This window comes from Halobacillus faecis, assembly GCF_007991335.1.
GTDB classification, from domain to species: domain Bacteria; phylum Bacillota; class Bacilli; order Bacillales; family Halobacillaceae; genus Halobacillus; species Halobacillus faecis.
Map to the genome: position 1 here is coordinate 1 of NZ_BJYD01000004.1, position 24,090 is coordinate 24,090.

At 43.2% G+C, this 24,090-nt stretch carries 27 protein-coding genes; 25 read left to right on the top strand and 2 right to left on the bottom strand.

Annotated features, from left to right (window positions below; translation table 11 throughout):
- Nucleotides 1-66 precede the first annotated feature (66 nt).
- A complete protein-coding gene (locus tag HFA01_RS01800) occupies nucleotides 67-447 on the bottom strand; it encodes a rhodanese-like domain-containing protein (protein ID WP_089651747.1) in 381 nt (126 codons plus the stop codon).
- 372 nt (nucleotides 448-819) lie between these two features.
- On the opposite strand from HFA01_RS01800, the gene HFA01_RS01805 reads away from it, so the two are divergent.
- The 3 genes from HFA01_RS01805 to HFA01_RS01815 all read left to right on the top strand — a co-directional run bounded on the left by HFA01_RS01805 (nucleotide 820) and on the right by HFA01_RS01815 (nucleotide 5,148).
- The gene (locus HFA01_RS01805; RefSeq protein WP_146812876.1) at nucleotides 820-3,393 is read left to right on the top strand and encodes a vitamin B12-dependent ribonucleotide reductase; all 2,574 of its coding nucleotides are present in this window, start codon (nucleotides 820-822) and stop codon (nucleotides 3,391-3,393) included.
- Nucleotides 3,394-3,635: 242 nt separating this feature from the next.
- The gene (gene mntR / locus HFA01_RS01810) at nucleotides 3,636-4,067 is read left to right on the top strand and encodes a transcriptional regulator MntR (RefSeq protein WP_146812877.1); all 432 of its coding nucleotides are present in this window, start codon (nucleotides 3,636-3,638) and stop codon (nucleotides 4,065-4,067) included.
- A gap of 193 nt (nucleotides 4,068-4,260) precedes the next feature.
- Complete coding sequence (locus tag HFA01_RS01815; RefSeq protein ID WP_146812878.1) at nucleotides 4,261-5,148, top strand: patatin-like phospholipase family protein; 888 nt, start codon at nucleotides 4,261-4,263, stop codon at nucleotides 5,146-5,148.
- 31 nt (nucleotides 5,149-5,179) lie between these two features.
- Here the strand turns inward: HFA01_RS01815 and HFA01_RS01820 are convergent, their stop codons facing one another.
- Nucleotides 5,180-5,587, bottom strand: coding sequence for an SA1362 family protein (locus HFA01_RS01820; RefSeq protein WP_146812879.1), 408 nt, complete (start codon nucleotides 5,585-5,587; stop codon nucleotides 5,180-5,182).
- Nucleotides 5,588-5,933: 346 nt separating this feature from the next.
- On the opposite strand from HFA01_RS01820, the gene HFA01_RS01825 reads away from it, so the two are divergent.
- The 22 genes from HFA01_RS01825 to dxs all read left to right on the top strand — a co-directional run bounded on the left by HFA01_RS01825 (nucleotide 5,934) and on the right by dxs (nucleotide 24,086).
- A complete protein-coding gene (locus HFA01_RS01825) occupies nucleotides 5,934-6,449 on the top strand; it encodes a YqhR family membrane protein (RefSeq protein ID WP_146812880.1) in 516 nt (171 codons plus the stop codon).
- Between the two features lie 45 nt (nucleotides 6,450-6,494).
- The gene (gene aroQ / locus HFA01_RS01830) at nucleotides 6,495-6,956 is read left to right on the top strand and encodes a type II 3-dehydroquinate dehydratase (protein WP_146812881.1); all 462 of its coding nucleotides are present in this window, start codon (nucleotides 6,495-6,497) and stop codon (nucleotides 6,954-6,956) included.
- Nucleotides 6,953-8,014 carry a M24 family metallopeptidase gene (locus tag HFA01_RS01835; RefSeq protein WP_146812882.1) on the top strand — a complete coding sequence of 354 codons (1,062 nt, stop codon included), beginning with the start codon at nucleotides 6,953-6,955 and terminating at the stop codon, nucleotides 8,012-8,014. Before aroQ ends, HFA01_RS01835 begins: the two co-directional genes overlap by 4 nt.
- A gap of 18 nt (nucleotides 8,015-8,032) precedes the next feature.
- Nucleotides 8,033-8,590, top strand: a complete 558-nt coding sequence (gene efp / locus HFA01_RS01840) for an elongation factor P (RefSeq protein ID WP_146812883.1) — start codon at nucleotides 8,033-8,035, stop codon at nucleotides 8,588-8,590.
- Nucleotides 8,591-9,023: 433 nt separating this feature from the next.
- On the top strand, nucleotides 9,024-10,001 hold the full coding sequence (spoIIIAA, locus tag HFA01_RS01845; RefSeq protein ID WP_146812884.1) for a stage III sporulation protein AA: 978 nt from the start codon (nucleotides 9,024-9,026) through the stop codon (nucleotides 9,999-10,001).
- Complete coding sequence (gene spoIIIAB / locus HFA01_RS01850) at nucleotides 9,946-10,455, top strand: stage III sporulation protein SpoIIIAB (RefSeq protein WP_146812885.1); 510 nt, start codon at nucleotides 9,946-9,948, stop codon at nucleotides 10,453-10,455. The genes spoIIIAA and spoIIIAB overlap by 56 nt, the downstream gene beginning before the upstream one ends.
- Before the next feature lie 49 nt (nucleotides 10,456-10,504).
- Nucleotides 10,505-10,711, top strand: coding sequence for a stage III sporulation protein AC (gene spoIIIAC / locus HFA01_RS01855; RefSeq protein ID WP_008637060.1), 207 nt, complete (start codon nucleotides 10,505-10,507; stop codon nucleotides 10,709-10,711).
- 3 nt (nucleotides 10,712-10,714) lie between these two features.
- A complete protein-coding gene (gene spoIIIAD / locus HFA01_RS01860) occupies nucleotides 10,715-11,107 on the top strand; it encodes a stage III sporulation protein AD (RefSeq protein WP_146812886.1) in 393 nt (130 codons plus the stop codon).
- A gap of 1 nt (nucleotide 11,108) precedes the next feature.
- Entirely contained in the window at nucleotides 11,109-12,305 is a 1,197-nt protein-coding gene (spoIIIAE, locus tag HFA01_RS01865; protein WP_371860304.1) for a stage III sporulation protein AE, read from the top strand.
- A gap of 10 nt (nucleotides 12,306-12,315) precedes the next feature.
- Entirely contained in the window at nucleotides 12,316-12,918 is a 603-nt protein-coding gene (gene spoIIIAF / locus HFA01_RS01870; RefSeq protein ID WP_146812888.1) for a stage III sporulation protein AF, read from the top strand.
- Nucleotides 12,911-13,540 (top strand): stage III sporulation protein AG, encoded by a 630-nt coding sequence (gene spoIIIAG, locus HFA01_RS01875; protein ID WP_146812889.1) that lies wholly within the window; start codon nucleotides 12,911-12,913, stop codon nucleotides 13,538-13,540. Before spoIIIAF ends, spoIIIAG begins: the two co-directional genes overlap by 8 nt.
- 12 nt (nucleotides 13,541-13,552) lie before the next feature.
- Complete coding sequence (locus tag HFA01_RS01880) at nucleotides 13,553-14,104, top strand: SpoIIIAH-like family protein (protein ID WP_146812890.1); 552 nt, start codon at nucleotides 13,553-13,555, stop codon at nucleotides 14,102-14,104.
- A gap of 575 nt (nucleotides 14,105-14,679) precedes the next feature.
- Entirely contained in the window at nucleotides 14,680-15,189 is a 510-nt protein-coding gene (gene accB, locus HFA01_RS01885) for an acetyl-CoA carboxylase biotin carboxyl carrier protein (protein ID WP_146812891.1), read from the top strand.
- Nucleotides 15,190-15,205: 16 nt separating this feature from the next.
- On the top strand, nucleotides 15,206-16,564 hold the full coding sequence (gene accC / locus HFA01_RS01890; protein WP_146812892.1) for an acetyl-CoA carboxylase biotin carboxylase subunit: 1,359 nt from the start codon (nucleotides 15,206-15,208) through the stop codon (nucleotides 16,562-16,564).
- A 15-nt stretch (nucleotides 16,565-16,579) separates the two neighbouring features.
- Nucleotides 16,580-16,984 (top strand): Asp23/Gls24 family envelope stress response protein, encoded by a 405-nt coding sequence (locus HFA01_RS01895; RefSeq protein ID WP_146812893.1) that lies wholly within the window; start codon nucleotides 16,580-16,582, stop codon nucleotides 16,982-16,984.
- Nucleotides 16,985-17,146: 162 nt separating this feature from the next.
- Entirely contained in the window at nucleotides 17,147-17,524 is a 378-nt protein-coding gene (gene nusB, locus HFA01_RS01900) for a transcription antitermination factor NusB (RefSeq protein WP_146812894.1), read from the top strand.
- Nucleotides 17,525-17,546: 22 nt separating this feature from the next.
- Entirely contained in the window at nucleotides 17,547-18,398 is an 852-nt protein-coding gene (gene folD / locus HFA01_RS01905) for a bifunctional methylenetetrahydrofolate dehydrogenase/methenyltetrahydrofolate cyclohydrolase FolD (protein ID WP_146812895.1), read from the top strand.
- An 11-nt stretch (nucleotides 18,399-18,409) separates the two neighbouring features.
- Entirely contained in the window at nucleotides 18,410-19,762 is a 1,353-nt protein-coding gene (xseA, locus tag HFA01_RS01910; RefSeq protein WP_146812896.1) for an exodeoxyribonuclease VII large subunit, read from the top strand.
- On the top strand, nucleotides 19,752-19,988 hold the full coding sequence (locus tag HFA01_RS01915) for an exodeoxyribonuclease VII small subunit (protein WP_089651772.1): 237 nt from the start codon (nucleotides 19,752-19,754) through the stop codon (nucleotides 19,986-19,988). The genes xseA and HFA01_RS01915 overlap by 11 nt, the downstream gene beginning before the upstream one ends.
- Before the next feature lie 3 nt (nucleotides 19,989-19,991).
- Nucleotides 19,992-20,870, top strand: coding sequence for a polyprenyl synthetase family protein (locus tag HFA01_RS01920; RefSeq protein ID WP_371860301.1), 879 nt, complete (start codon nucleotides 19,992-19,994; stop codon nucleotides 20,868-20,870).
- 705 nt (nucleotides 20,871-21,575) lie between these two features.
- A complete protein-coding gene (locus tag HFA01_RS01925; RefSeq protein ID WP_146812897.1) occupies nucleotides 21,576-22,175 on the top strand; it encodes a hypothetical protein in 600 nt (199 codons plus the stop codon).
- A gap of 18 nt (nucleotides 22,176-22,193) precedes the next feature.
- Entirely contained in the window at nucleotides 22,194-24,086 is a 1,893-nt protein-coding gene (dxs, locus tag HFA01_RS01930; RefSeq protein ID WP_146812898.1) for a 1-deoxy-D-xylulose-5-phosphate synthase, read from the top strand.
- Nucleotides 24,087-24,090 lie beyond the last annotated feature (4 nt).

Consider the following 24,090-nt stretch of genomic DNA (forward strand, 5'->3'; position numbering starts at 1 on the left):
GGATAGGGAGCTATTGTTTAATCTGAAGAAAATAAAATCCCGGTTCTTAGGGAACCGGGAGGGTTATTACTTTTTCGCTTTGATTTTACCATTCCACTTTTTGAATCCACCTTCAAGCATATTAAGGTCTTCATATCCTTGCTTGTGGAGCATCATTGCGGCACGTGCAGAACGAGCACCGCTTTGGCAGTATAGGTAAACTGGTTTGTCTTTGCGGATTTCAATAAGACGGTTTTTCATTTGAGACAATGGAATGTTTCTTGCCCCAAGGATGTGACCGCCGTCAAATTCCTTTGGTTCACGAACATCAATCAATTGGGCTTTTCTGTAGCCTTCGCGGAACTTGTCTTCCGGTAATGTGGTCATGATTTTCCTTGCTTTGAAGAATCTATACAAACCGAAAGCGATAACCAATAGGATCGCTGCGATTAAGATCCATAAATCCATCTTTCCATCCCCCTCATTTCTCTATTCCTCTATCTATTATAGGAGGGAATGAGGAGTATTTCAAAAAAATTTTTTCGAAACTTGAGTGAAAGTGTTATTTTGTCGAGGATTGTAGATAGTACGGAGATGCAAATAATGAAAAAGCTGAAAGAAACAATAGGGACCAGGTTTTTCTTTTAATCTCTGGTTCATACGTTTAATATCTCAAGATTTTTCGATTGACAAGTTTCTACACATTCGTTCAACAGCACAATATATGGTGACTGAAAATTATCACAACACAATATATTGATTATCTTTTTGAGAATGTGGTATGTTACATATATCAAATGCAAATCATTTAGTTTTTAGTATAAAAGGGAGAGATGCAAAATGCAGACGACCACCTCCACAGATGTACACACGAAAATTAATGTGGACCGCCTCAATGCTGATATAAGACAGTTTCCACAGGTCCATGAGATTAATGAATCCATGACAATTACACACAAAGGTGTTTCGAGACTTGTAATGCTCGACAGGTATGCGTTTAAAGATACAGAAAAGTTGACCCTTGGAGAAGGGGATTTCGTTGTTCTTACGGTTAAAGATGATCCGAAGTTTCCTGCTCGGGGATTTGGGTTTATTCATTCCATTGATTGGCAGTCTCACCAGGCGATTGTGAGAGTGGAAGATGAATTCTTGAATGTTCTTGAACATGAAAAGGAACGAGAAACCGGATTGATCAAACGAAATCTTGATACCATCGATAAACCCCTGGAAGTCTATTACGAACAAATTGCCCTTCGTAATGCCTCGGGGCTTTCAGAAGTAGAAACAGATCCGGATAAGAAACAACAAAGTTTCAACGAATTCTATGAAGAGTTGTCGGAGTTGAATTTCATTCCGGCTGGACGTGTTTTGTACGGTGCAGGTTCCCAAACGGACGTAACGTATTTTAATTGTTATGTAATGCCCTACATCCAAGACTCCCGTGAAGGGATATCGGACCACCGTAAGCAGGTGATGGAAATTATGTCCCGTGGAGGTGGCGTTGGTACGAACGGATCCACGCTACGCCCTCGGAACACGCTCGCTAGAGGAGTGAATGGGAAATCTTCAGGTTCGGTTTCCTGGCTTGATGACATTGCGAAGCTTACACACCTTGTTGAACAAGGCGGATCGAGACGCGGAGCACAAATGATCATGTTAGCTGACTGGCATCCCGACATCCTGGAATTTATTATATCTAAGATGCAAAATACGAGAATCCTTCGTTTCCTTATTGAGAATACCGAAGATGAGACAATCAAGCAGTTGGCTAAAGATAAATTGAAGTTCACGCCTCTTACAGAAACGGAGAAAGACTTGTACCAGAGTGTGGTTAATTATAAGCACATTCAAGGGCAAGGTGGATTTACGGACCAAAGCATACAAGAAGCGGAAGAAAAGCTTCACTTGGGTGGGAATTATACCGTTCATAATTCTGAATTCCTGACAGGGGCTAACATCTCTGTTTGTATCACGAATGAATTCATGGAAGCAGTTGAAAATGATGCTGATTATGAACTTCGCTTCCCTGATGTTGAGAATTATTCAGCAGAAGAAATGGAAATTTATAATGAAGAATGGCATCAAAGTGGTGATGTTCGTGAATGGCAGGCACGTGGATTCGGTGTACGCACGTATCGTACAGTGAAAGCGAGCGAACTATGGAACCTCATCAACATTTGCGCTACGTACTCAGCTGAACCGGGTATTTTCTTTATCGATAATGCCAATGAGAAGACAAATGCAACCGCATATGGACAGAAAGTAGTTGCTACGAACCCTTGCGGAGAGCAGCCACTGGCCCCATATTCAGTTTGTAATCTTGCTGCCGTCAACCTTGCAAATGTAGCAGATAAAGAGGCGAAACAGGTCGACTTTGAAAAGCTTAAGAAAACAGTCCGCCGCGGTGTCCGCATGCAGGACAATGTCATTGATGCAACACCTTACTTTTTGGAGGAAAATAAAGTACAGGCCCTTGGAGAACGAAGAATTGGACTTGGTGTTATGGGGCTGCATGACTTGTTGATCTACTGTGAAACTACCTATGGATCAGAGGAAGGAAATCAACTGGTCGATGAAATTTTTGAAGCTATTGCGACCACGGCTTATCGGGAGTCCATTGAACTTGCAAAAGAAAAAGGGAGTTTCCCATTCTTAACAGGAAAAACCGATGCAGAGACGAAACAGCTGCGTGAACGTTTTATCCAAACAGGCTATATGAAGGATATGCCAGAAGACATACGCCAGGATGTGCTGAGCTATGGAATTAGAAACTCCCATCTTTTAACTGTTGCACCTACAGGAAGTACAGGTACTATGGTGGGCGTAAGTACAGGATTAGAGCCTTACTTCTCATTCTCCTACTACCGCAGTGGCCGATTGGGTAAATTTATTGAGGTGAAAGCAGATATCCTTCAGGAATATTTGGACGCTCATCCAGAGCAAGACCCTAATGAATTGCCGGAGTGGTTCATTACAGCCATGACAATGAGCCCGGAAGCCCACGCAGATACACAGTGCATCATACAGCGCTGGGTGGACAGCAGTATATCCAAAACAGTGAATGCTCCAAAAGGTTACACAGTCGAAGAGGTAGAGAGAGTGTATCAACGACTATATCGTGGTGGTGCCAAAGGTGGTACGGTGTACGTTGATGGAAGTCGAGATAGCCAAGTATTATCTTTGAAAGCAGAGGAAAATGACTTCGAGGGAGAACAGACGGAACTGTTTGAACCTGAAGACAAAAAACCTCGCGTTGTTCTTATGGATACCATTCATGAACTCGACAAAACGAAGGTGACGATCGGATCCGAAGTGGGAGATACCTGTCCGGTTTGTCGTCAGGGTACAGTTGAAGATATTGGTGGTTGTAACACTTGCACAAATTGTAATGCCCAACTGAAATGTGGATTGTAAGAAAACAACCGGTCGTCTTAAGCGGCCGGTTATTTTTTCTTACGGTATGTTTATCCTGGTCAGGATCTAACCATCATGGTGTTAGAGACCTAGAGAAGAGGCTCAAGAAAATGATGAGTATAGGCCTTGCTTGTCACTGGTAGGAATCTGGTGTATCATTTTAATGTGGAAACATATGCTATTAAAACCGTCCACGATTCATTATAGGACGTGTACATAAGACAGGGTATTGGGGGTTCAACATGCCGACACCTAGCATGGAAGATTATATTGAACAAATCTATATTTTGATTGAAGATAAAGGATATGCACGAGTTTCTGATATTGCTGAAAATCTCCAGGTGCATCCGTCATCCGTTACAAAAATGGTTCAAAAACTTGATCGAGACCAATACTTGAACTATGAAAAATACCGAGGGTTGATATTAACACCTAAAGGGAAGAAAGTCGGAAAACGTCTTGTTTATCGTCACGAACTATTAGAGCAGTTTTTAGAGATCATCGGGGTTGATCAAGCGAACATTTATGATGATGTTGAAGGCATTGAACACCATATGAGTTGGAATTCCATCGACCGCATCGGTGATCTTGTTCAATATTTTGATGAGAAACCTGAGCGTGTGGATTCTTTAAGAGAAGTACAGAAGAAGAATGAAGAACAAAATGAAGAATGAGAAAGACGCATGGAATCCCATGCGTCTTTTTTTACGGTTGAACTTTTTAACAGCAACAATTAGAGATGTGGTTGCTAAGTATTGAAAAAAGACATCATTTAGCAGTATAAACGGCCATACATGTGAATTCGTCTCCTTTCGTTCTAAACGGCCAAACGCACGTTTATAATGAAGTAAAGTGGGGTGAAGCAGGATGAAAGTGGACGGAGTTTTTTCCGGTGGCGGTGTAAAGGCCCTTGCGTTCATTGGAGCTCTTGAAGAACTACAAGAGCAAGGATACACTTTCAAACGAATGGCTGGGACATCCGCGGGTGCCATTTTAGCGAGTTTGACAGCTGCCGGCTACACAGCGAAAGAACTGAAAGAAAGGATCAATAACCTTTCGTTTCTTAGTTTAGTAGACGTACCATTGTCAGACCGCCTGTTTCCATTTATGAAATGGCTTCTCTTGTATTATCGGATGGGGCTGTATAAAGGGAATCAGTTGGAAGATGTTTTAGAGGAGTGGCTTGGTGAAAAAGGTGTTCGCACTTTTGCAGACTTACCTCCTGGGTCATTAAAGGTCATCTGTTCTGATCTGACGCTGGGTAGGATTGTGGTCATCCCTGATGATTTGAAGAAAGTTTACGGCATTGATCCGGCTACCTTTTCTGTAGCGAAAGCAGTAAGGATGAGTTCGGGACTTCCCTACTTTTTCATTCCAGTTAAAATTCACGGGAAACGGGGAAGGTCCATCATTGTGGATGGAGGAGTTTTGAGTAATTTTCCTCTGTGGATTTGGGAAAAGCAGGACGGCTGTCGTACTAGACCTGTGATTGGAATGAAATTAAGTGATGAACCTGATAAACTGCCCGAACAGAAGATTAAAAATGCGATTCAAATGTTCCACGCGCTTTTTAAAACGATGCAGCAGGCTCACGATGCAAGATACATCTCCAAAACCTTGAGTAAGGACATCATTTTCATTCCTGTCAGTGGAGTGGAAACGACGGATTTCGATATGAGCAAAGAAGAAAAAGAAACATTGATGGAATTAGGTCGTGAACATGCGAGCAATTTCTTAAGAAGATGGAGCAGGTAATATGAAAATAGGAAATAAAAAAATCGAGCCATTAAAAGGTGGCTCGATTTTTTCCTTTGCTTTTATTGCCTTCAATAACACGAAGCTGTGGACCGTTCACACGTTTGCGGTTTTTTCGACCTAACGAAGAGGCCTTGGTTTGTGCCTTGGCTACAGGGCTTTTCTTAATTGCGGGGGTTGGTTGTTTGTATTTTTGTTTGGATTGTTTGACCGCTTGCTTATACTTTTTCATTTCATTTCGGTTTCCACCTGCCGATCCTCCAAAGCCGCGTTTGCGGAGGAAGAAGAAGTAGATGCCTCCATAAATGAGAGCGGCGATTCCGATCATCGTGACGATCGAAGTGAGAAAGCCAGTCGTGTTTGTAAACAGCTGGATGCCAACGAAGAAGATGGCTAAACCGATCAACGTGTAAATGACAGGAGTCATCCAATTACGCATGATATTTTCCTCCCTTCTCGTAGTGGTCGACTATGAATATCTGGTTATTGAACTATACCCTTATTTCAACACTATTCATCATCAGATGCGGCGGATGGTAGGCTGTTATGTGCTATTTAAGATTGTTTCCTTTATAGAATAAAATATGCAGGCCCATCTTAATTTTTGAACGGTGGAAGAGTACGTTTTAGTAAACTCTTTCCTTCAAACGGGCTGTTTAAACGATAGAATATTAAAATTGGTTGGAATTCTATTTTACCTCAAATCTCCATGAATCACTAGCCCAACAATTGAAAAGAGCATGAAAAAATTGGGGTTGGTTAAAATGAGAATAGAGGTGATGAAGATGGCTGAAAATCAAAAAGACCAAAGACAACAAGAGCCACAGCAAAGTGTCATAGCAAAAGCATTAGTCACAGGTTTCACAAGCGGGATTTTATGGAGTGGTTTAGGAGCAATCGCTTATTATTTCAATTTCACAGAGGTATCTCCTGCATCCTTCATTTTTCGTTCATTCTGGCAGACAGATTGGACGGGAACGTGGCTTGCTGAAGTGTTAGCCGTTCTCATTGTCGGTATTTTATCTTTAGGAACGGCTCTCATTTACTATCTTCTATTGAAAAAAAGGAATGGAATGTGGCCTGGTGTCTTTTATGGAATTGGGCTATGGGCGGTCGTTTATTTTCTATTGACTCCGATTTTCCCGGCCATCCCGGCTTTCATGGAACTGAATAGTGATACATGGGTTACAACAGGCTGTTTATTTATTTTATACGGGGTTTTTATCGGGTATTCCATTTCCTATGAATACAGGGAGTTCAATGAGACAGTGAATTCTTATTCAAATCAAGGAAGAGTATGATAAACTTAAAGTGTATGACAATTTTGGAAATGGTGGGATTGTTGAATGGGGAAAAAGCGGCTGTTTTTAATCAATGGGCCGAATTTGAATATGTTAGGCAAAAGAGAACCGGCGACCTATGGAAAAAAGTCTCTTGAAGATGTTGAGACATTGGTCAAAGAAGTGGCTGCCGAGCAAGGGTTTGAGGTCAAATCTTTTCAATCCAATCATGAGGGGGATCTCGTAGACTGGATTCAGCGTGCGGAAGAAGAAGCTGAAGGAATCGTTATTAATCCAGCAGCTTATACACACACAAGCATCGCTTTGCGGGATGCCATCAGTGCCATCTCCAAACCTGTGGTAGAAATTCATATATCAAATGTCCATGAACGGGAATCTTTCCGCCATACATCGATGTTAGCACCGGTATGCTCAGGGCAAGTGCTCGGATTTGGAATCGATGGCTACCGATTAGCGACATTGGGGATGATCCAAAAGATAGAAAGTGAAGGGAGAAATCATTCGTGAGTAAACTTTCAAATTTAAGAAAAGCGATTGCTTCAAAGGAATTAGACGGTCTGCTGATTATGAGTCCGAAAAACAGAAGGTATATATCAGGATTTGTCGGTTCTTCCGGAGCTCTTTTAGTAACAAGAGATGAAGCTGTCTTAATTACAGACTTCCGTTATACAGAACAAGCGGCAGAGCAAGCGAAGGAGTTTGAAATCCTCGAACATAAAACACCTATGCCGAAAACGGTAGCCGAAAAAGCGAAAGAATTAGGTTTGAAACGGATCGGGTTTGAGAAAGACCATGTCACCTACACCCTTTTTGAACAATATGAAGAAGCATTAGACGCAGAGCTCGTCCCTACATCAGGCATTGTTGAAAAATTACGCTTGATTAAGACGGATGAGGAGATTAGTATATTAAAGGATGCCGTTAAGATTGCTGATGATGCTTTCGAACACATTCTTGGTTACATAAAACCTGGTGTGAAGGAGATTGATGTATCGAATGAACTTGAGTTCTTCATGCGTAAGCAAGGGGCGACTTCCTCAAGTTTTGATATTATTGTTGCATCAGGCTACCGTTCAGCTCTGCCACACGGAGTGGCCTCCGAGAAGGAAATCCAATCCGGAGAGCTTGTTACGCTTGATTTTGGTGCCCTTTACAAAGGGTATTGTTCTGATATCACAAGAACTGTAGCTGTGGGTGAAATCAATGATCAGTTAAAGGAAATCTATGATACTGTTTTACAGGCGCAGTTAAAAGGTATGGAAGGAATAAAAGAAGGCATCACCGGCAAAGAAGCGGATGCACTGACACGTGATTACATTAAAGAAAAAGGGTATGGCGAGTATTTCGGTCATTCCACGGGCCATGGAATAGGCCTGGATGTCCATGAAGGTCCTGGACTTTCCTTCCGTTCCGATGTCACGCTTGAAGAAGGTATGGTCGTTACAGTCGAGCCGGGCATTTATGTTCCGAACGTCGGCGGCTGCCGGATCGAAGATGATACAATCGTTACGAAAACAGGAAATGAACGATTGAGCAAGTTTACCAAAGAATTAATCACGTTGTAATTATAAGGAGGAAGTCAAATGATTTCAGTAAACGATTTTCGTACAGGTCTGACAATTGAAGTGGAGGGGGATATCTGGCAAGTGATGGATTTCCAACACGTAAAGCCAGGAAAAGGAGCGGCTTTTGTTCGCTCAAAACTCCGTAACCTACGTAATGGGAATATTCAAGAAAAAACATTCCGTGGCGGTGAAAAAGTGGAGCGCGCTCACATTGAAAACCGTAAGATGCAATATCTGTATGCGAATGGGGATATGCACGCGTTCATGGATATGGAGACATATGAGCAAGTAGAAATCCCAACAGCTACCATCCAGGACCAATTAAACTATCTAAAAGAGAACATGGAAGTTCAAATCCAGTCTTATGAAAGTGAAACAATCGGTGTGGAGCTACCGAAAAATGTTGAGCTGGAAGTTACTGAAACGGAACCTGGAATCAAGGGTGATACAGCAAGTGGAGGTACGAAGCCCGCAACGCTTGAAACAGGGCTTACTGTTCAAGTACCTTTCTTCATTAATGAAGGAGAAGTACTGGTCATCAGTACAACAGATGGTAAATACGTATCCCGTGCATAGGTTTGAACTTCAAAAAGGACTTGTCCAAAAAGGGCAAGTCCTTTTTTTGTGGAAACATTTCTTTATTCCAAGGTGAGCGATCCTTACTCTTTCATACTTTCTTCTTATAGAATCAATTTTTGTATCCATGTGTTAGAAGATGTTGGGTGGAAGGAGAACCTGCTCCCCGAACAACTAAACTCAAACAAACGTCTCGGAATTAAATGTCCGTTAAATCTTCTTTATTGTGGTATAAAGCTTAGGAATAAGGTGGACACATAAGGACGTATATTGATTAAGGCATGTCTTCCCAGTGTCTATCAATCGCTCTATTACCTCTCTATTACCTCTCTATTACCTCTCACAAAATCTTCTAGTTTTATACTATTTCACAGTCATAAGCTCTCAGTATGCACATACATATGAAGTAAACCAAATAAAGGAGTAGGAGAGGATGAAGGAGATTATACGTTTGTTTCCGCCCTCTATCCAACATCTCTTAAAAAGTGAGGTCCAATGGAAGAGTGTGCAGGAGATCCGTTTAAGGATCGGTCGTCCGATAGAGATTCTTGATAATAATTGTGTTGACTCCATTGAGACTGCAGTGATGACTGTTGAGCATCTCTCTTTCGTCCTAAATCAGATCAGTCAGTTCTCCCTCTACCGTTTCAAGGAAGAATTGAAAGAGGGATTTATTACGATTGAGGGTGGCCATAGGGTAGGTTTGGCTGGCAAGACAAACACTCATCAGGATCATGTAGAAACGTTAAAGCACATATCCTTTATGAACATCAGAGTTGCTAGAGCTACATCTGGGAATATTGACTCCCTCATTCCACACCTTTATCAATCTGGGCGCTGGATGAGTACACTGGTCATCGGACCTCCGCAATCAGGAAAAACCACACTCCTGAGGGAATTGGCGCGTTACATTGGATCTGATCAACAAGGGTATCGCGCGGCGAAAGTGGCAATTGTGGACGAGCGTTCCGAAATTGCAGCAAGTATGAGGGGTGTTCCTCAGCTTGATGTGGGTTTTCGTACAGATGTGATGGATGCTTGCCCTAAAGCAGAAGGCATGATGATGATGATTCGTTCGATGTCACCTGAAGTGTTAATTGTAGACGAAATTGGTGGACAAAAAGATGCAGAAGCAGTACGAGAGGCTACTTATACAGGGGTAGAAGTTATTTGCAGTATTCATGGTCAAAGTTTCTCAGGTGTAAAGAAGCGGCCATCAGCCAAACAATTAATGGAGGAGAGAGTGTTTCAACGCTATCTTGTCTTGGACCGGATGTCACCTCAAAGTGAAAGAAATTGGACAGTACTCGATCAATCGGGAGATCTACTGATTCAGGGCAAGGGGAGGGGATCGCATGCAATGGATCGGGGCCGTCATCGTATTGACCGTTACGACCTGGGCAGGGTTTGATATGGCTTCCCGTTTTAAGAAGCGTCCGGGACATATTCGGCAATGGAAAAATGCTTTACAGATGATAGAGGCAGAGATGGTTTATGGACAATCTTCGCTACTGGAAGTTTGTGAGAATCTATCTACACATTTACCGAAACCCATTAATAAGTTCTTTGAAGGGATACTGAACGAAAATGGAGTTTGGGATGACTTTTATTCCTTATGGTCCAAACAGTTAAAGAAACACTGGTCGTTGAACGCGTTGTCGAAAAACGAATATGAAATTCTGATGCAGTTTGGCAGGACGCTTGGACAGCACGATCTGGAGCAGCAGCAAAAACAGATTCAACTCACCATCCATCACCTTGACCGTGAACTGCATGATGCCCTGGAAGTCGGTGATCAATATCAAAAGATGGCGAAAGGGATGGGGATATTAAGCGGGCTGCTCGTCATCATTCTAATCATGTAGATGCTTTAGCAAGGTCTATATGGATTTTACAAAAGGGGGAAGAGGCATTGTGCTCCAAGATGCAACGATATTATTCCAAATAGCTGGTGTCGGTATTATTGTCGCGATGATCCATAGCATCCTGAAACAGATGGGAAAAGAAGAGATTGCACAGGCTGTGACCTTGACCGGTTTCATCATAGTATTATTTATCGTTCTCCACAGGCTCGCCGATCTGTTTCAACAAATCAAGTCTGTTTTTCTTTACCAGGGGTAACTCATGGATATTATTCAAATTGTTTCCTTAGGATTAGTGGCGGCTTTGTTGATTTTACTCTTAAAGGAACACAAATCTTCGGTCGCTTTTCTTCTCCTTTTATTCACAGTCATCATCTTGTTCTTAACCATCCTTGATCAGGTACGGCATATCTTTTCCCTGTTGTCTTACATGGCAGAAAAGGCCCAGGTCGAACCTGTGTACTTTAAGACCATTTTAAAAATTATTGGCATTGCCTATATCGCAGAATTTGGGGCTCAACTTATTCGAGATGCCGGACTAAATTCCTTGGCTTCTAAAGTGGAACTTGCAGGGAAATTGTTCATCTTAATGCTTGCCATACCGATTGTGACAGCTGTGATTGAGACCATATTGAATTTTATTCCAGGGGCATAGGATACTTGGGAGGGATGCCATGAAACGGCTCGTGTTGTGTTGTCTAATCATAATCGGTTGCTTGAACTCTCCAATCACCGTTGCTGCGTCTCCCTCCCCAGCCCCTGCAGATGCTAATGCTGATCTTTCCATGCTCGACCAGGTATCTACAGAAGAGTTGGAGGAAAGTTGGAATCAATTGAACCAACAGTATGGAGATTATCTGCCTAGCTTTCATACGAATAATTTCCGTGAATTTATTCAAAGTGAAAGTTCCGTTGAATCATCCGGTTGGTTTTCTGGTATTCTGGAATTCTTTTTCCATGAGCTACTCCTCAACGGAAAATTGTTAGCTTCCCTACTGTTTTTGACACTGTTCAGTACTTTGCTTCATTCGGTGCAGTCTGCATTTGAAAATTCTGTAGTAAGTAAGATTGCGTACATGGTGGTTTACCTTGTTTTATTGACGCTTGCTCTTGAGAGCTTCCGGCAGGTAATTGAATATACGCTTGGAGCCATAGAACGGATGAGCAGCTTTATGATCGGGTTGATTCCCCTTCTGCTTGGGATCATGGCTTCATTTAGTCACTTGATGTCGATTTCCTTTTTTCATCCTATTATTATTGCACTTGTCCAGTCCAGTGGCTTGTTAGTCAAGTACTTGCTCATCCCATTGTTTGCCTCCTCCGCGCTTTTGCTGATTGTTGGGAGTTTGAATGAAACATATAAAGTAGACCAATTGGCTGAACTTCTTAGGAAAACCGGAATGGCAATCATGGGTGTATTTTTAACCATATTTCTTGGAGTAATTTCTGTCCAGGGAACAGTGACTGCGGTACAGGACGGAATTACGATGAAAACGGCTCGTTTTGTCACAGGGAATTTCGTACCAGTGGTGGGGAGGTTGTTTACGGATGCCACCGACACAATCCTTGGAGCATCCCTTGTATTAAAAAACACACTGGGAATTGCCGGTGTGGTGATATTACTTGGGATTGCAGTATTTCCAGCTATAAAAGTTTTAGCCATTGCGCTCATTTATAAGATTGCAGCAGCCCTTCTTCAGCCCCTGGGGGACGGGCCGATTATTCAGGCGATGGATGTTGTCAGCAGGCATATTCTTTATATATTCGCAGCACTATTAATGGTTTCCATGATGTTTTTTCTCGTTATCGTCATCATGGTGGCGGCTAGCAACATAACGATGATGGTCAGATAGGGTGGTGAACATGGAGTATCTCATTGAGTGGATTACAAAAATTGTCCTGTTTCTTTTATTGGCAATGGTAGCTGATGCCCTTCTTCCTTCCGGAGTCATGAAGAAATACGCTCGTCTGGTCTTGTCTATTTTGTTACTGCTGATCTTTCTGGGGCCACTCTTACAAATCTTGAATATTGATCCTGATCGCCTTGTCCAACAGGCAGATTTGACCATGCAACAACAATTAGATGCAGAAGTTTTTGATGAAAACGTAGAATCAAAGAAAAATGAAATACTCGCCGGACAAGATGCATATAAATTAGAACAAGTTACCAAGGCTCTTGCAGCTGAAATTGAAACACCATTAAAAGAAGAACAAAACCTGGTTCTCGTCGATGCTGAAATGAGCTTCCATCAACAACCCTACAGTTTGGAATCGTTGGACAAGCTGACCCTCACGGTTTCACGTGATGAACTGACCCAGTCGGTCGAAGATGTAGAGATCTCTATTATGGATGAAGGCGAAACAGAAGAAGAGAAGCGAGATCCGGAATTACTTAAATGGGTCGCTGACTATCTTGACTTAAACCAAGAACAAATCATTATCCGCTGGGAGGATGAGGATGAATAAATGGTGGAACAAGCTGACGGAACCTCTATCAAACAAAGAGGGGAGAAAGCTGAATAAAACGAAGTATTTAATTGCCATTGGCATTATTGGAGTGCTGATTATTTTAACAAGCAATTGGTTTCAGCCAAACGATTCTCCTTCACCGGCTCTTGATGAAGGGAATGTCCAAAGTCAATCGGGTGAAGGTGCATCAGCTGCACAAACTCCTGAGATGACGGACTCTATTTCACAGTTGGAAGCTGAATATGAAAAACAGCTCAAACCTCTTCTTGAGAACATACAAGGAGTAAGTGCTGTGGACATCATGATCAATCTGTCATCGACACATAAAAAAGTGTACGATAAAAATTTAATCGTTGGAAAACAAACCACCAAGGAAAATGATAAGAACGGAGGCGAACGTGAAATTGAGGATTATTCGAGAGAACAGCAGCTAGTTCTCGTCCGTCAAGGCGATCGGGAAGTTCCGCTGCTAACGCAAACATCTAAGCCGGACGTAAGCGGGGTTTTCGTAACAGCCGAGGGGGTCGATCAAATGCAGGTGAAAGCGTGGGTGGTGGAAGCTGTCTCTAGAGTTTTGGATGTCCCGACTCACAGGATTTCTGTCTTGCCTAAACAATAAGGAGGGGTTACTTTGGTTAAAAAACAAACGGTTTGGTTGTTGACAATGTTGAGTCTCTTGATTGTTCTAAGCGTATATTACATGACATCCCCGGACAATGGTGAAATGGCTTTTATACAGGAAGATGAATGGGCAGAGATCACGGAAGACGCTGCTGGACAAGAAGGCGTAGAAACGACAGGTGATGGCACCGTCATATCGCAAATTTCTACCGATGAACTTTTCTCAGCCATTCGTCTGGATATGCAGAATCAACGTGATCAAATGCAGGAACAATTATCCGAAATCGTTGCCTCCAGCGACTTTAGTACAGAAGAGAAAAATGAAGCCTTAGAAAAAATGGAGACAATCAAAGCAAACCAATCCAAAGAATCCATCATTGAAAATACCATCCGTGCAAGTGCTTCCTACGATGATGTCCTAGTAAGGGCTGAAGACGATGTCGTCCACGTTACAGTAAAAGCGGATGAGTTATCGAAAACAGAAACGAACAACATCATTCAAATGGTATCTGACGAATTTGGGCAGAAAGAAGTCCAAGTACAATTCCAGCCAGCTGGCTGAAAATAAAGCGAAAGCCTCAATCCTTAAAAAAAGGAATGAGGCTTTTGTTTTATTTTCCCTTCCAGGTCTTCTTGAACATATTGGCAGGATTGTGGAAGACCCGAAATTAAGATGCTTCGAGGTTTGTTACTAAGTTGAGCGTCAGGAATGGCTGGGAAGCTACTCATCTAGCGGGGCGATTCCGAATTTGACATTTTCCTGTGGGGGAGTGGCGATCTTCCTCGGACTTTGTCCTGCGGAATCTCGCTGATCTCCTCTCTCCCACGAGAGCTTCCCAACCACCCCATTTATTTTAATAAAATACGAACCCTTCACAGTGGGAGGGTGCTTTCCGCATGGGAAATCGTCTTTGGGAGTTGATTTCTCTCCAATTACCATGGCATAAGAGCAGCATATTCCGTGGGTGTTTTCGAGATATTTAAATAACAAAGGTGCGGAGGATGGGGTAGTTGTCAGAATATTACTGGAGGTTATTCTTGTAGCGAGTTGCAGGGAGGTGGTAATGTATAATAGAATATGAAGAGGTATTAGTACCAGTTTATAAAAAGTAACTTTACATAAGAGGGGTGCCACAAATGCTAAAGGTACAAGAAATCAGAGAAATCATTAAGTTGATTGATCAGTCCAATATTGATGAGTTTTCTTATGAAGCAAACGGAACAAAAGTTCACATGAAGAAGCCACAGGGACAGGTTGTTTCTGAACCTGTACAAGTTCAACAACCTGTACAAGCTCCGGTAAAACCAGAGCCAAAACATGAAGCTGTTGAGCAAGCACCAAAACAAGAGGTGAAAGAAGAAACAGCTGAGAACGAAGCTCCAAAGGCACAAGGAAATGCCGATTATGACGCAGAGGTGAAATCACCGATGGTCGGAACTTTCTATGCATCTCCTTCCCCTGAAGAAGATGTGTATGTAAAAGTCGGAGACACAGTAAAAGAAGATTCCGTCGTCTGTATCGTTGAAGCGATGAAATTATTTAATGAGATTGAAGCGGAAGTATCTGGAGAGATCGTTGAGATTCTCGTTAAAGACGGTGAATTAGTGGAATATGGTCAGCCGTTGTTCCGCGTGAAGTCCAAGTAAACGGGGGTTTGAGACGTTGATTAAAAAAGTTCTGATAGCAAACAGAGGAGAAATCGCTGTCCGGGTCATCCGCGCTTGCAAAGAGATGGGGATTGAAACCGTAGCGGTTTATTCCGAAGCCGATAAAGAAGCGTTGCACGTCCAGATGGCTGACGAAGCGTATTGTGTCGGTCCGACGCTGAGTAAGGACAGTTATTTGAATTACACGAACATTATGAGTGTAGCTACATTAACGGAGACAGATGCGATTCATCCAGGATATGGATTCCTTTCCGAAAATGCAGAGTTCGCTGAGATGTGTGAAGAGTGTAACATTACTTTTATTGGACCTTCCTCTTACGCCATCCAAAAGATGGGGACGAAGGACGTCGCTCGTGAAACGATGAGAGAAGCAGGAGTACCTGTTGTTCCTGGCTCAGCGGGCATAATTAAAGATGAAGAAGATGGGTTGAAAGTTGCTGAAGAGATCGGTTACCCGGTCATTATTAAAGCAACAGCAGGCGGTGGAGGAAAAGGAATCCGTGTAGCCCGCAATGAGGAAGATTTGAAAAAGGGGATTCGTATGACCCAGCAGGAAGCAGAGACTGCTTTCGGAAATCCTGGTGTCTATATCGAGAAATTCATTGAAGATTTCCGCCATGTTGAAATACAAGTCCTTGCCGATAACCACGGGAACGCCGTTCACCTTGGTGAAAGGGATTGTACGATTCAACGCCGCCTTCAGAAGCTCATTGAGGAGACACCGTCTCCAGCTATTTCTGAAGCTATGCGTGCCAAAATGGGAGATGCTGCAGTGAAAGCTGCTCTTGCCGTGAACTATTCTGGTGCGGGTACCGTTGAGTTTATCTATGACAAAGAAGACGATTCTTTCTACTTTATGGAAATGAATACAAGAATTCAAGTTGAACATCCTGTTACGGAAATGGTGACAGGTGTAGATTTGATTAAAGAAATGTTGTTGATTGCAGATAACCATGAACTTTCCTTCAAGCAAGAAGACATTGAATTCGAAGGTTGGTCTATTGAATGCAGGATCAATGCGGAAAACCCGTACAAAAACTTTATGCCTTCGGCTGGGAAGATCGATATGTACCTACCTCCAGGTGGACTGGGTGTAAGGGTTGACTCAGCAGCATACCCTGGCTATATGATTCCGCCTTATTATGATTCTATGGTCGCTAAGCTGATTACGTATGGTCGTGACAGAGATGAAGCGATTCGCCGGATGAAGCGTGCACTTGATGAATTTGTCATTGAAGGTGTACACACAACCATCCCATTCCACCAACGGATGATGGAACATGAGGTGTTTGTTGGCGGAGACTTTAACACAAAGTTTTTAGAGAAATATACTATAATGAAGGATGAATCATAAAAAGGAGTGGTCATTGTGAGTGATAAGCAATTGTTGAATGTGACAGATGGATCGACATTAGGTAACATCGAGATTGCTCCTGAAGTCATTGAAGTGATCGCTGGAATCGCTGTTTCTGAAGTAGCTGGTGTTGCTTCGATGAGAGGTAATTTCGCATCTGGCGTGGCTGAGCGCCTGGGTAAGAAAAACCACGGAAAAGGCGTGAAAGTGGAGCTCACTGAGAATGGCATATTAATTGATGCATACGTAGTCATGGACTATGGAATTTCCATACCTGACACAGCACAAAAAATTCAGGACAACACAAGGCAAGCGCTTAAAAACATGACAGCACTTGATATTAATGAGATCAATGTCCACATTGTCGGCGTACAAATGGAATCAGGGAAAGAGGAAGAAGTAGAAGCAGAAGAATTGTGAGAGTAATCAGAAAGGGGGCATTCCCCTTTCTGATTTTTTTGTTTTTTTTCTCCTCCCTCATGTTTGAAGGACAGCGAAAATTCACGATCACCTGATTACAATGGCTTTTATCAAGCTAAAATGTTATTATTCTAACGGATATTACCTTAAAGGAGAATGAAGATGAAACGACGCACAGCACGTGAAAAAGCTTTTCAGGCGCTTTTTCAAACCATTACGAGTGATATTGAAACGGATGAGGCCATTGCTCATGTAGTCGAAGGCCAGGAAGTGGACGAGTTTTTGTATGACCTCGTACATGGAGTCATCCAAAATCGAGATGAGTTGGATCAATGGATTTCAGATAATCTCGACAATTGGACGTTTCCACGGTTAGCGAAAGTAGAGAAAACCGTCTTGCGAATGGCAGCTTATGAAATGAGATACAATGAAGACGTCCCTTCGCAGGTAGCCATTAACGAAGCGATTGAGCTTGCGAAAATTTTCGGAGAAGATGAATCAGGTAAGTTTGTGAACGGCGTATTATCCAAAATGGTATAAACAAATAAGGGGGAAACGGGACATGTCAGCAGAAGTCATATACGGAAAACAATTGGCAGAAGATCTACGTCAAGAAATGAAAGAGGAAGTGAGTGCACTCCATACAAAGGACATCCGTCCGAAATTGGTGGTCGTCATTTTAGGTGAAGATCCTGCTTCAATGTCTTATGTAAAAGGAAAGCAGCGCGCTTCTGAAAAAATCGGTATGGATTCTGAACTTATTGAATTACCTGTAGAAACTTCAGAACAGGAACTGCTGGATTTGATTGAAAAGTTGAACCAGGACGCTACTGTTCATGGAATTCTTGTTCAATTACCTGTGCCTGACCATATATCTGACCAAAAAATCATTGAAGCCATTCACCCAGATAAGGATGTGGATGGATTTCATCCGGCAAATGTCGGGAAAATGATGACAGGCCAGGACACCTTTTTCCCGTGTACACCTTATGGAATACTCGTCATGCTGAAACGTGCAGAGATTACTCTGGAAGGAAAGCATGTCGTGATCATTGGCCGTAGTAACTTGGTAGGGAAACCTGTAGGCCAATTGTTGCTCAACGAGAACGCAACCGTTACCCATTGCCACTCTCGGACGAAACAACTACAGTCGCATACCAAGCAGGCAGATATTCTTATCGTTGCTGCAGGTAAACCATCCTTGATTTCGGGCGAAGATATCAAAGAAGGAGCAGTTGTGATCGATGTGGGAGTCAATCGGGTGGATGGTAAGCTGACAGGAGATGTAGATTTTGAGTCTGCAAAAGAGGTAGCTTCCCATATCACTCCAGTCCCTAAAGGTGTAGGTCCAATGACAATCACTATGCTCCTCCACAATACGATTAAAGCGGCTAAGCGAATTCACAATCAGTAAGGAGGATGGGTATGCAGGATCAGTACTTGAGTGTTACGGCACTAACGAAGTACATCAAGCGTAAACTTTCAGGGGATCCGCATTTAAAAACGGTTTGGTTGAGAGGAGAAATTTCTAATTTCAAGCACCACAGCCGAGGCCATATGTACCTCTCTTTGAAAGATGACCAGGCCAGAATTCAGTCCGTCATGTTTGCTGGGAATAATCGTTCCCTAAAGTTTGTTCCTGAGAATGGAATGAACGTCCTCGTTAAAGGGGAAATCAACGTTTACGAACCGATGGGTCAATACCAGCTGTATATTAAAGAGATGCAACCGGACGGAATTGGAGCTCTTTACTATGCTTTTGAACAATTGAAGGAAAAATTGGAAAAAGAGGGCTTATTCTCTCTTGAGCTTAAAAAGCCTCTTCCTACATACCCAAAACACATTGGTGTCATCACTTCACCAACTGGGGCAGCTGTACGAGATATTATGACCACGATCAAAAGACGTTACCCTATTGTGCCAGTCACTGTCCTGCCTGTCCTTGTCCAGGGAGAGCGGGCAGCTTCTTCTATAGTAAATGCCATCAAATATGCGAATGGAAAAATGGATTTTGATGTGTTAATTGTAGGTAGGGGCGGCGGTTCCATCGAGGATTTATGGGGGTTTAATGAAGAGGTGGTTGCAAGAGCGATTGCAGAATCCGAAACTCCCGTTATCTCGGCCGTTGGTCATGAAACGGATACGACCATCAGTGATTTTGTGGCAGATGTAAGAGCAGCGACACCAACGGGAGCTGCTGAAATTGCTGTCCCATCCATTGTAGAACTGCGGGATCAGGTGAAGGCGTTGGACCACCGCCTTCATAGGGTTATGGAAGTAAAGAAGACAGAAGCGAAGCAACATTTGGAGCGTTTAAAGAAATCCTATGCTTTCAAGTATCCTGAACAGATGATGAAGCAAAAAGAACAGGACTTGGACCGGGTTATCGAACGCATGTCAGTTCAAATGAAGCACCTACATCAAACGAGTCACGTACATTGGGACAATTTGTCTCGAAGGCTTCGACAGCAGGGGCCTGAGTTGAAAATTAGAGAAGGTGCGGAATCTCTAGAGCGTCAGACGAACCAGCTGCAGAAGCGGTTTCAGGCTCTCCTGCAGCAGAAAAAGGAACGTTTCTATACAAATGTTGATAAACTGACCTTGGTTAATCCTTTAGACATTATGAAGCGAGGCTTTGCTTTGCCCTTTGATTCTGAAGGAGACGTCATAAAAAGTACTTCTGAGATTACAAAAGGCCAATTCCTCTCCTTGAAAATGCAGGACGGAATCGTTGATTGTCACGTAACGGATGTAAAGGAGGATGAAAATGACAGATAAGCAGGAAACCATCAGTTTTGAGGAAGCGATGAAACAGCTCGAAGAGATTGTAGAGAAACTGGAAACAGGAGAAGTTCCCTTGGAAAAAGCCATTCAGTATTACCAGGAAGGTATGAAACTTTCCAAGCTTTGCAGTGAAAAACTAGGAAATGTAGAGACTCAAATGCAACAGATTATGAACGAACACGGAGAGTTGGAACCGTTCTCTGTCCAGGAGGAAGACTGAACGGTGCATTTAGCTGACTATCTTAAAGAAAAAAGACAACGAATCAATCAACAGTTGGAAATGCTTGTCCGTGATTATTCGGTTTCAGGACGACTTCAGGATTCCATGTTATACTCCATTGATGCTGGAGGGAAAAGGCTGCGCCCCATCTTATTGATGGCGACTGCTCAAGCTTTTCATGTTTCTGAGGAAAGGGTGATGGGAGTGGCCTCAGCCCTTGAGATGGTTCATACTTATTCCCTGATTCATGATGATCTGCCTGCCATGGATGATGATGACTTAAGGAGAGGGAAGCCAACGAACCACAAGCGCTTTGATGAAGCAACCGCCATTCTCGCAGGGGATGCATTATTGACACTGAGTTCCCAGGTGATTGCAGAGGATGAGGGTTTAAGTGATGTTGAACGCGTCTTTTTAATTCGTGAACTGACGAAAGCCAGCGGTGCGAGGGGCATGGTTGAAGGTCAAATGCAGGACATGCTCAGTGAAGGGACTGAAATCCCTTTAGAAGCCCTTGAAAATATTCATAAGAATAAAACCGGTCAATTGCTGAAATTCTCTATCCTCGCCGGTGCTTTTTTAGGCGGAGCATCAGAGAAGGTTCTCCAAGAAATGACCGCAATGGCTGAAGCCCTTGGACTTTTATTTCAAATTCAGGACGACATCCTGGACGTCACAGGAGATTCTGAGGTATTAGGGAAGCCTGCAGGAAGTGATGAAGGCAACCATAAAAGCACTTACCCACAGCTTCTGGGACTAGACGGAGCGATCGCTCAAAAGGATAACTACGTCAAAAAAGCACAGCAGGCTTTGAAGAATGCAGGTGTAGAGGGGACCACCCTTTCTGAGCTCATTCATTATTTAAGCACCCGGGACCATTGAGCTGAATGATTTCGATTGAGCCACGTGACAAAATGTGATATATTATGATTACAAAAGGAATGGTGCAGTATTCTAGTCGGCCCTCCGTTCCTGAAGGCGGGCCTAAAAATCCGCCGAAGGGCACATCGATGAAGTTCCTTGTGTTGGCTTGAGGCGCCCAGCCTTGGGTCGATGCTGGGAGTTAAGGTCGCAGGGCGATCCACAAAGGCATGTGGGCGTTGACCCTGCTTCCGCGGAGGCCCATTATTGTAACGGCATCTGAGCCAGGTGCTGTTATGAAATGGGGTATGAACCTGCAGCATATGGAGTAACATCTATATGCGCAGCGTAGCCTGCCTTGAGTGGTTCTTGAGGGGATTATAGTCAGTGAACACCATGCAGCTTCAGATGGCCACTGAGGTGCTGGTGCAGAAACTATATGAAATCAGAACTGCAAAAGAGGCTAAGGAACGGCTAAAGGCTGTCGGGGAAATCCCCTAGACTGTTCTATGGACATGATTTAGGAATTATAGTGCGGACTAAGTGGCAATCTAGTCCAGCTGCCGGAGACGGGGCTGAGTCGAGTTTAAAGGGGAACCGCCAGAATGGTGACATTCGGTACTCGGCTGGGAAAACCTACTAGACCTAAGCCGCAATTTTTACTTGAATCATGACCATTCCTTTCCTTACATAAGACACGTCAATTTAGTGATATAGAGGGTATATATGGATAACAAATTAAAAAAATCTTTAAAATTCAGTTTGAGTATCGCCGTTATCACATTTGTGTTAGCGGCTATTTTTTCAGTTATATCTTCTTCCGTATTAAGTGGAGTCGTATGGATCATTGGCCTCGTTATTGTATTCATGATCGTCTTTACGGGTGTCATCTTCGATATGCTCGGTATCGCTGCCACAGCTGCCCAAGAGCAGCCTTTCCACGCAATGGCGTCTGAAAAAGTGAACGGAGCTAAAGAAGCGATTGCTATTGTCAGAAACGCCGATCGATTCGCAAGTTTCTGTAATGACGTAATAGGGGATATATCTGGTATAGTTAGTGGTACGGCGTCAGCAGTTGTGGTCATTCAGCTGGCCAACAACTTCGGCTATAGTGACGGGTCAACGGTTCAGATTGTGATCTCTGTCATTTTGACCAGTATTGTAGCTGCACTTACTGTCGGTGGGAAAGCCCTTGGTAAGTTCTTTGCCATCAATAAGTCCACAGATATTATTTTCTTCGCTGCAAAGGTTATTTCATGGTTAGAAAAGCGGCTGAAAGTAAGAATAGTAACAAGTGCACCGTCATCCACTAAAAAATCAAGATAAATACAAGGGGGTCCTTCAATGGATCTGTGTAAAATTAAAGACCCTTCAATTTTGAAGGATATGAATACGAACCAACTTGAACAATTGGCAGATGAAACGAGACAGTTTCTCATAGAAAACTTGGCTGCGACAGGAGGACACCTAGGGGCAAACCTAGGGGTCGTTGAGCTTACCCTCGCTCTTCATAAAGTATATAAAAGCCCGGAAGACCGTTTTCTTTGGGATGTTGGTCACCAATCCTATATCCATAAGATTTTAACAGGTCGTGGTGGTCAATTTGAAACACTCCGCCAATATAAAGGACTGTGCGGCTTTCCGAAACGTGACGAAAGTGAACATGATGTATGGGAGACAGGCCACAGCTCTACTTCTTTATCTGCAGCCATGGGAATGGCAATTGCAAGGGATCTGAAAAAAGAAGATCATTCAATTTTACCGATTATTGGTGATGGAGCACTTACAGGTGGGATGGCTTTAGAGGCCTTAAACCACATCGGGCACGAGAAGAAGAATGTAACCGTTATCCTGAACGACAACGAAATGTCGATCGCTAAAAATGTAGGTGCGCTTCACGGTGCGCTCGGGAGAATGAGAAGCGCTGGGAAATATCACCGCGTCAAAGACGACCTCGAATGGGTATTGAAGAAAATCCCCGCTGTCGGAGGGAAAATTGCGCAGGCTGCTGAGCGGTTGAAGGACAGCATGAAGTATTTTGTCGTTCCAGGTATGTTTTTTGAAGAGCTTGGATTTACTTATTATGGTCCTGTCGATGGACATGACTTCAATGATCTTATCGAAAACTTGAATTACGCTAAAAAGACGGACGGCCCAGTCATTGTCCACGTGATGACACAAAAAGGAAAAGGCTATCACCCTGCAGAGACGGACGTGAAAGACAAATGGCATGGTGTTGGACCATACAAAATTGAGTCAGGTGAAAAAATTAAGCCAGTGGATGCTCCACCAGCATGGAGTTCAGTCATTAGTGAAGCTCTCCGACAAGAAGCGAGACAGGATGATCGGATTGTTGCCGTCACACCTGCTATGATTTTAGGTTCCAAATTAGAAAAGTTTGGTGAAGAATTCCCTGATCGTCTTTTTGATGTAGGAATTGCCGAACAGCATGCAACGACAATGTCAGCCGGTCTAGCTACGCAGGGAATGAAACCGTTTTTGGCTATTTATTCCACATTCTTACAAAGAGGATATGACCAAGTCGTCCATGATGTAGCAAGACAAAAGCTTAATGTCATTTTTGGAATTGATCGAGCTGGATTGGTAGGGGCTGATGGCGAGACCCACCAGGGAGTTTTCGATATTGCCTTCCTTCGGTCTGTTCCGAACTTTGTGATATCCATGCCTAAAGATGAAAATGAGGCGCAGCATCTCGTTCATACAGCCACGCACTACGATGATGGTCCTTTTGCCATTCGTTATCCAAGAGGCAATGCCAAAGGGGTACAAACAGATAAACAGCCGGAAATCATCCCGATCGGAAGCTGGGATGTGTTAAAAGAAGGAACAGATGCTGTCATCTTGACGTTTGGTACTACCATTGATATGGCTCTTGAAGCTAGTGATAAGATGGAAAAGGATGGCCGGTCAGTAAAAGTTGTGAATGCACGGTTCATTAAGCCATTAGACGATGCGATGCTTCATGACATCATGAAAGCAGGGTTGCCGATCCTGACTGTAGAAGAAGGTGTCCTTCAGGGTGGATTCGGTTCAAGCGTATTGGAGTTTGCAGAGGAACATGAATACACCTCACAATGGGTCAAACGTATGGGTGTACCGGATCGCTTCATCGAACATGGCAGTGTCGATAAACTTTGGGAAGAAATCGGGTTAACGACTGATCACATTCTGCAAAACTTGAAACAAATGATACCGAATAAACAGCAAAGGGCTTAAGGAT

Excerpts from the sequence above, each read along its gene's own strand:
- HFA01_RS01800 (WP_089651747.1), bottom strand. The coding sequence starts at position 447 with ATGGATTTATGGATCTTAATCGCAGCGATCCTATTGGTTATCGCTTTC.
- HFA01_RS01805 (WP_146812876.1), top strand. The coding sequence starts at position 820 with ATGCAGACGACCACCTCCACAGATGTACACACGAAAATTAATGTGGAC.
- mntR (WP_146812877.1), top strand. The coding sequence starts at position 3,636 with ATGCCGACACCTAGCATGGAAGATTATATTGAACAAATCTATATTTTG.
- HFA01_RS01815 (WP_146812878.1), top strand. The coding sequence starts at position 4,261 with ATGAAAGTGGACGGAGTTTTTTCCGGTGGCGGTGTAAAGGCCCTTGCG.
- HFA01_RS01820 (WP_146812879.1), bottom strand. The coding sequence starts at position 5,587 with ATGCGTAATTGGATGACTCCTGTCATTTACACGTTGATCGGTTTAGCC.
- HFA01_RS01825 (WP_146812880.1), top strand. The coding sequence starts at position 5,934 with ATGGCTGAAAATCAAAAAGACCAAAGACAACAAGAGCCACAGCAAAGT.
- aroQ (WP_146812881.1), top strand. The coding sequence starts at position 6,495 with ATGGGGAAAAAGCGGCTGTTTTTAATCAATGGGCCGAATTTGAATATG.
- efp (WP_146812883.1), top strand. The coding sequence starts at position 8,033 with ATGATTTCAGTAAACGATTTTCGTACAGGTCTGACAATTGAAGTGGAG.
- spoIIIAA (WP_146812884.1), top strand. The coding sequence starts at position 9,024 with ATGAAGGAGATTATACGTTTGTTTCCGCCCTCTATCCAACATCTCTTA.
- spoIIIAB (WP_146812885.1), top strand. The coding sequence starts at position 9,946 with ATGCAATGGATCGGGGCCGTCATCGTATTGACCGTTACGACCTGGGCA.
- spoIIIAD (WP_146812886.1), top strand. The coding sequence starts at position 10,715 with ATGGATATTATTCAAATTGTTTCCTTAGGATTAGTGGCGGCTTTGTTG.
- spoIIIAF (WP_146812888.1), top strand. The coding sequence starts at position 12,316 with ATGGAGTATCTCATTGAGTGGATTACAAAAATTGTCCTGTTTCTTTTA.
- spoIIIAG (WP_146812889.1), top strand. The coding sequence starts at position 12,911 with ATGAATAAATGGTGGAACAAGCTGACGGAACCTCTATCAAACAAAGAG.
- accB (WP_146812891.1), top strand. The coding sequence starts at position 14,680 with ATGCTAAAGGTACAAGAAATCAGAGAAATCATTAAGTTGATTGATCAG.
- nusB (WP_146812894.1), top strand. The coding sequence starts at position 17,147 with ATGAAACGACGCACAGCACGTGAAAAAGCTTTTCAGGCGCTTTTTCAA.
- folD (WP_146812895.1), top strand. The coding sequence starts at position 17,547 with ATGTCAGCAGAAGTCATATACGGAAAACAATTGGCAGAAGATCTACGT.
- xseA (WP_146812896.1), top strand. The coding sequence starts at position 18,410 with ATGCAGGATCAGTACTTGAGTGTTACGGCACTAACGAAGTACATCAAG.
- HFA01_RS01915 (WP_089651772.1), top strand. The coding sequence starts at position 19,752 with ATGACAGATAAGCAGGAAACCATCAGTTTTGAGGAAGCGATGAAACAG.
- HFA01_RS01925 (WP_146812897.1), top strand. The coding sequence starts at position 21,576 with ATGGATAACAAATTAAAAAAATCTTTAAAATTCAGTTTGAGTATCGCC.
- dxs (WP_146812898.1), top strand. The coding sequence starts at position 22,194 with ATGGATCTGTGTAAAATTAAAGACCCTTCAATTTTGAAGGATATGAAT.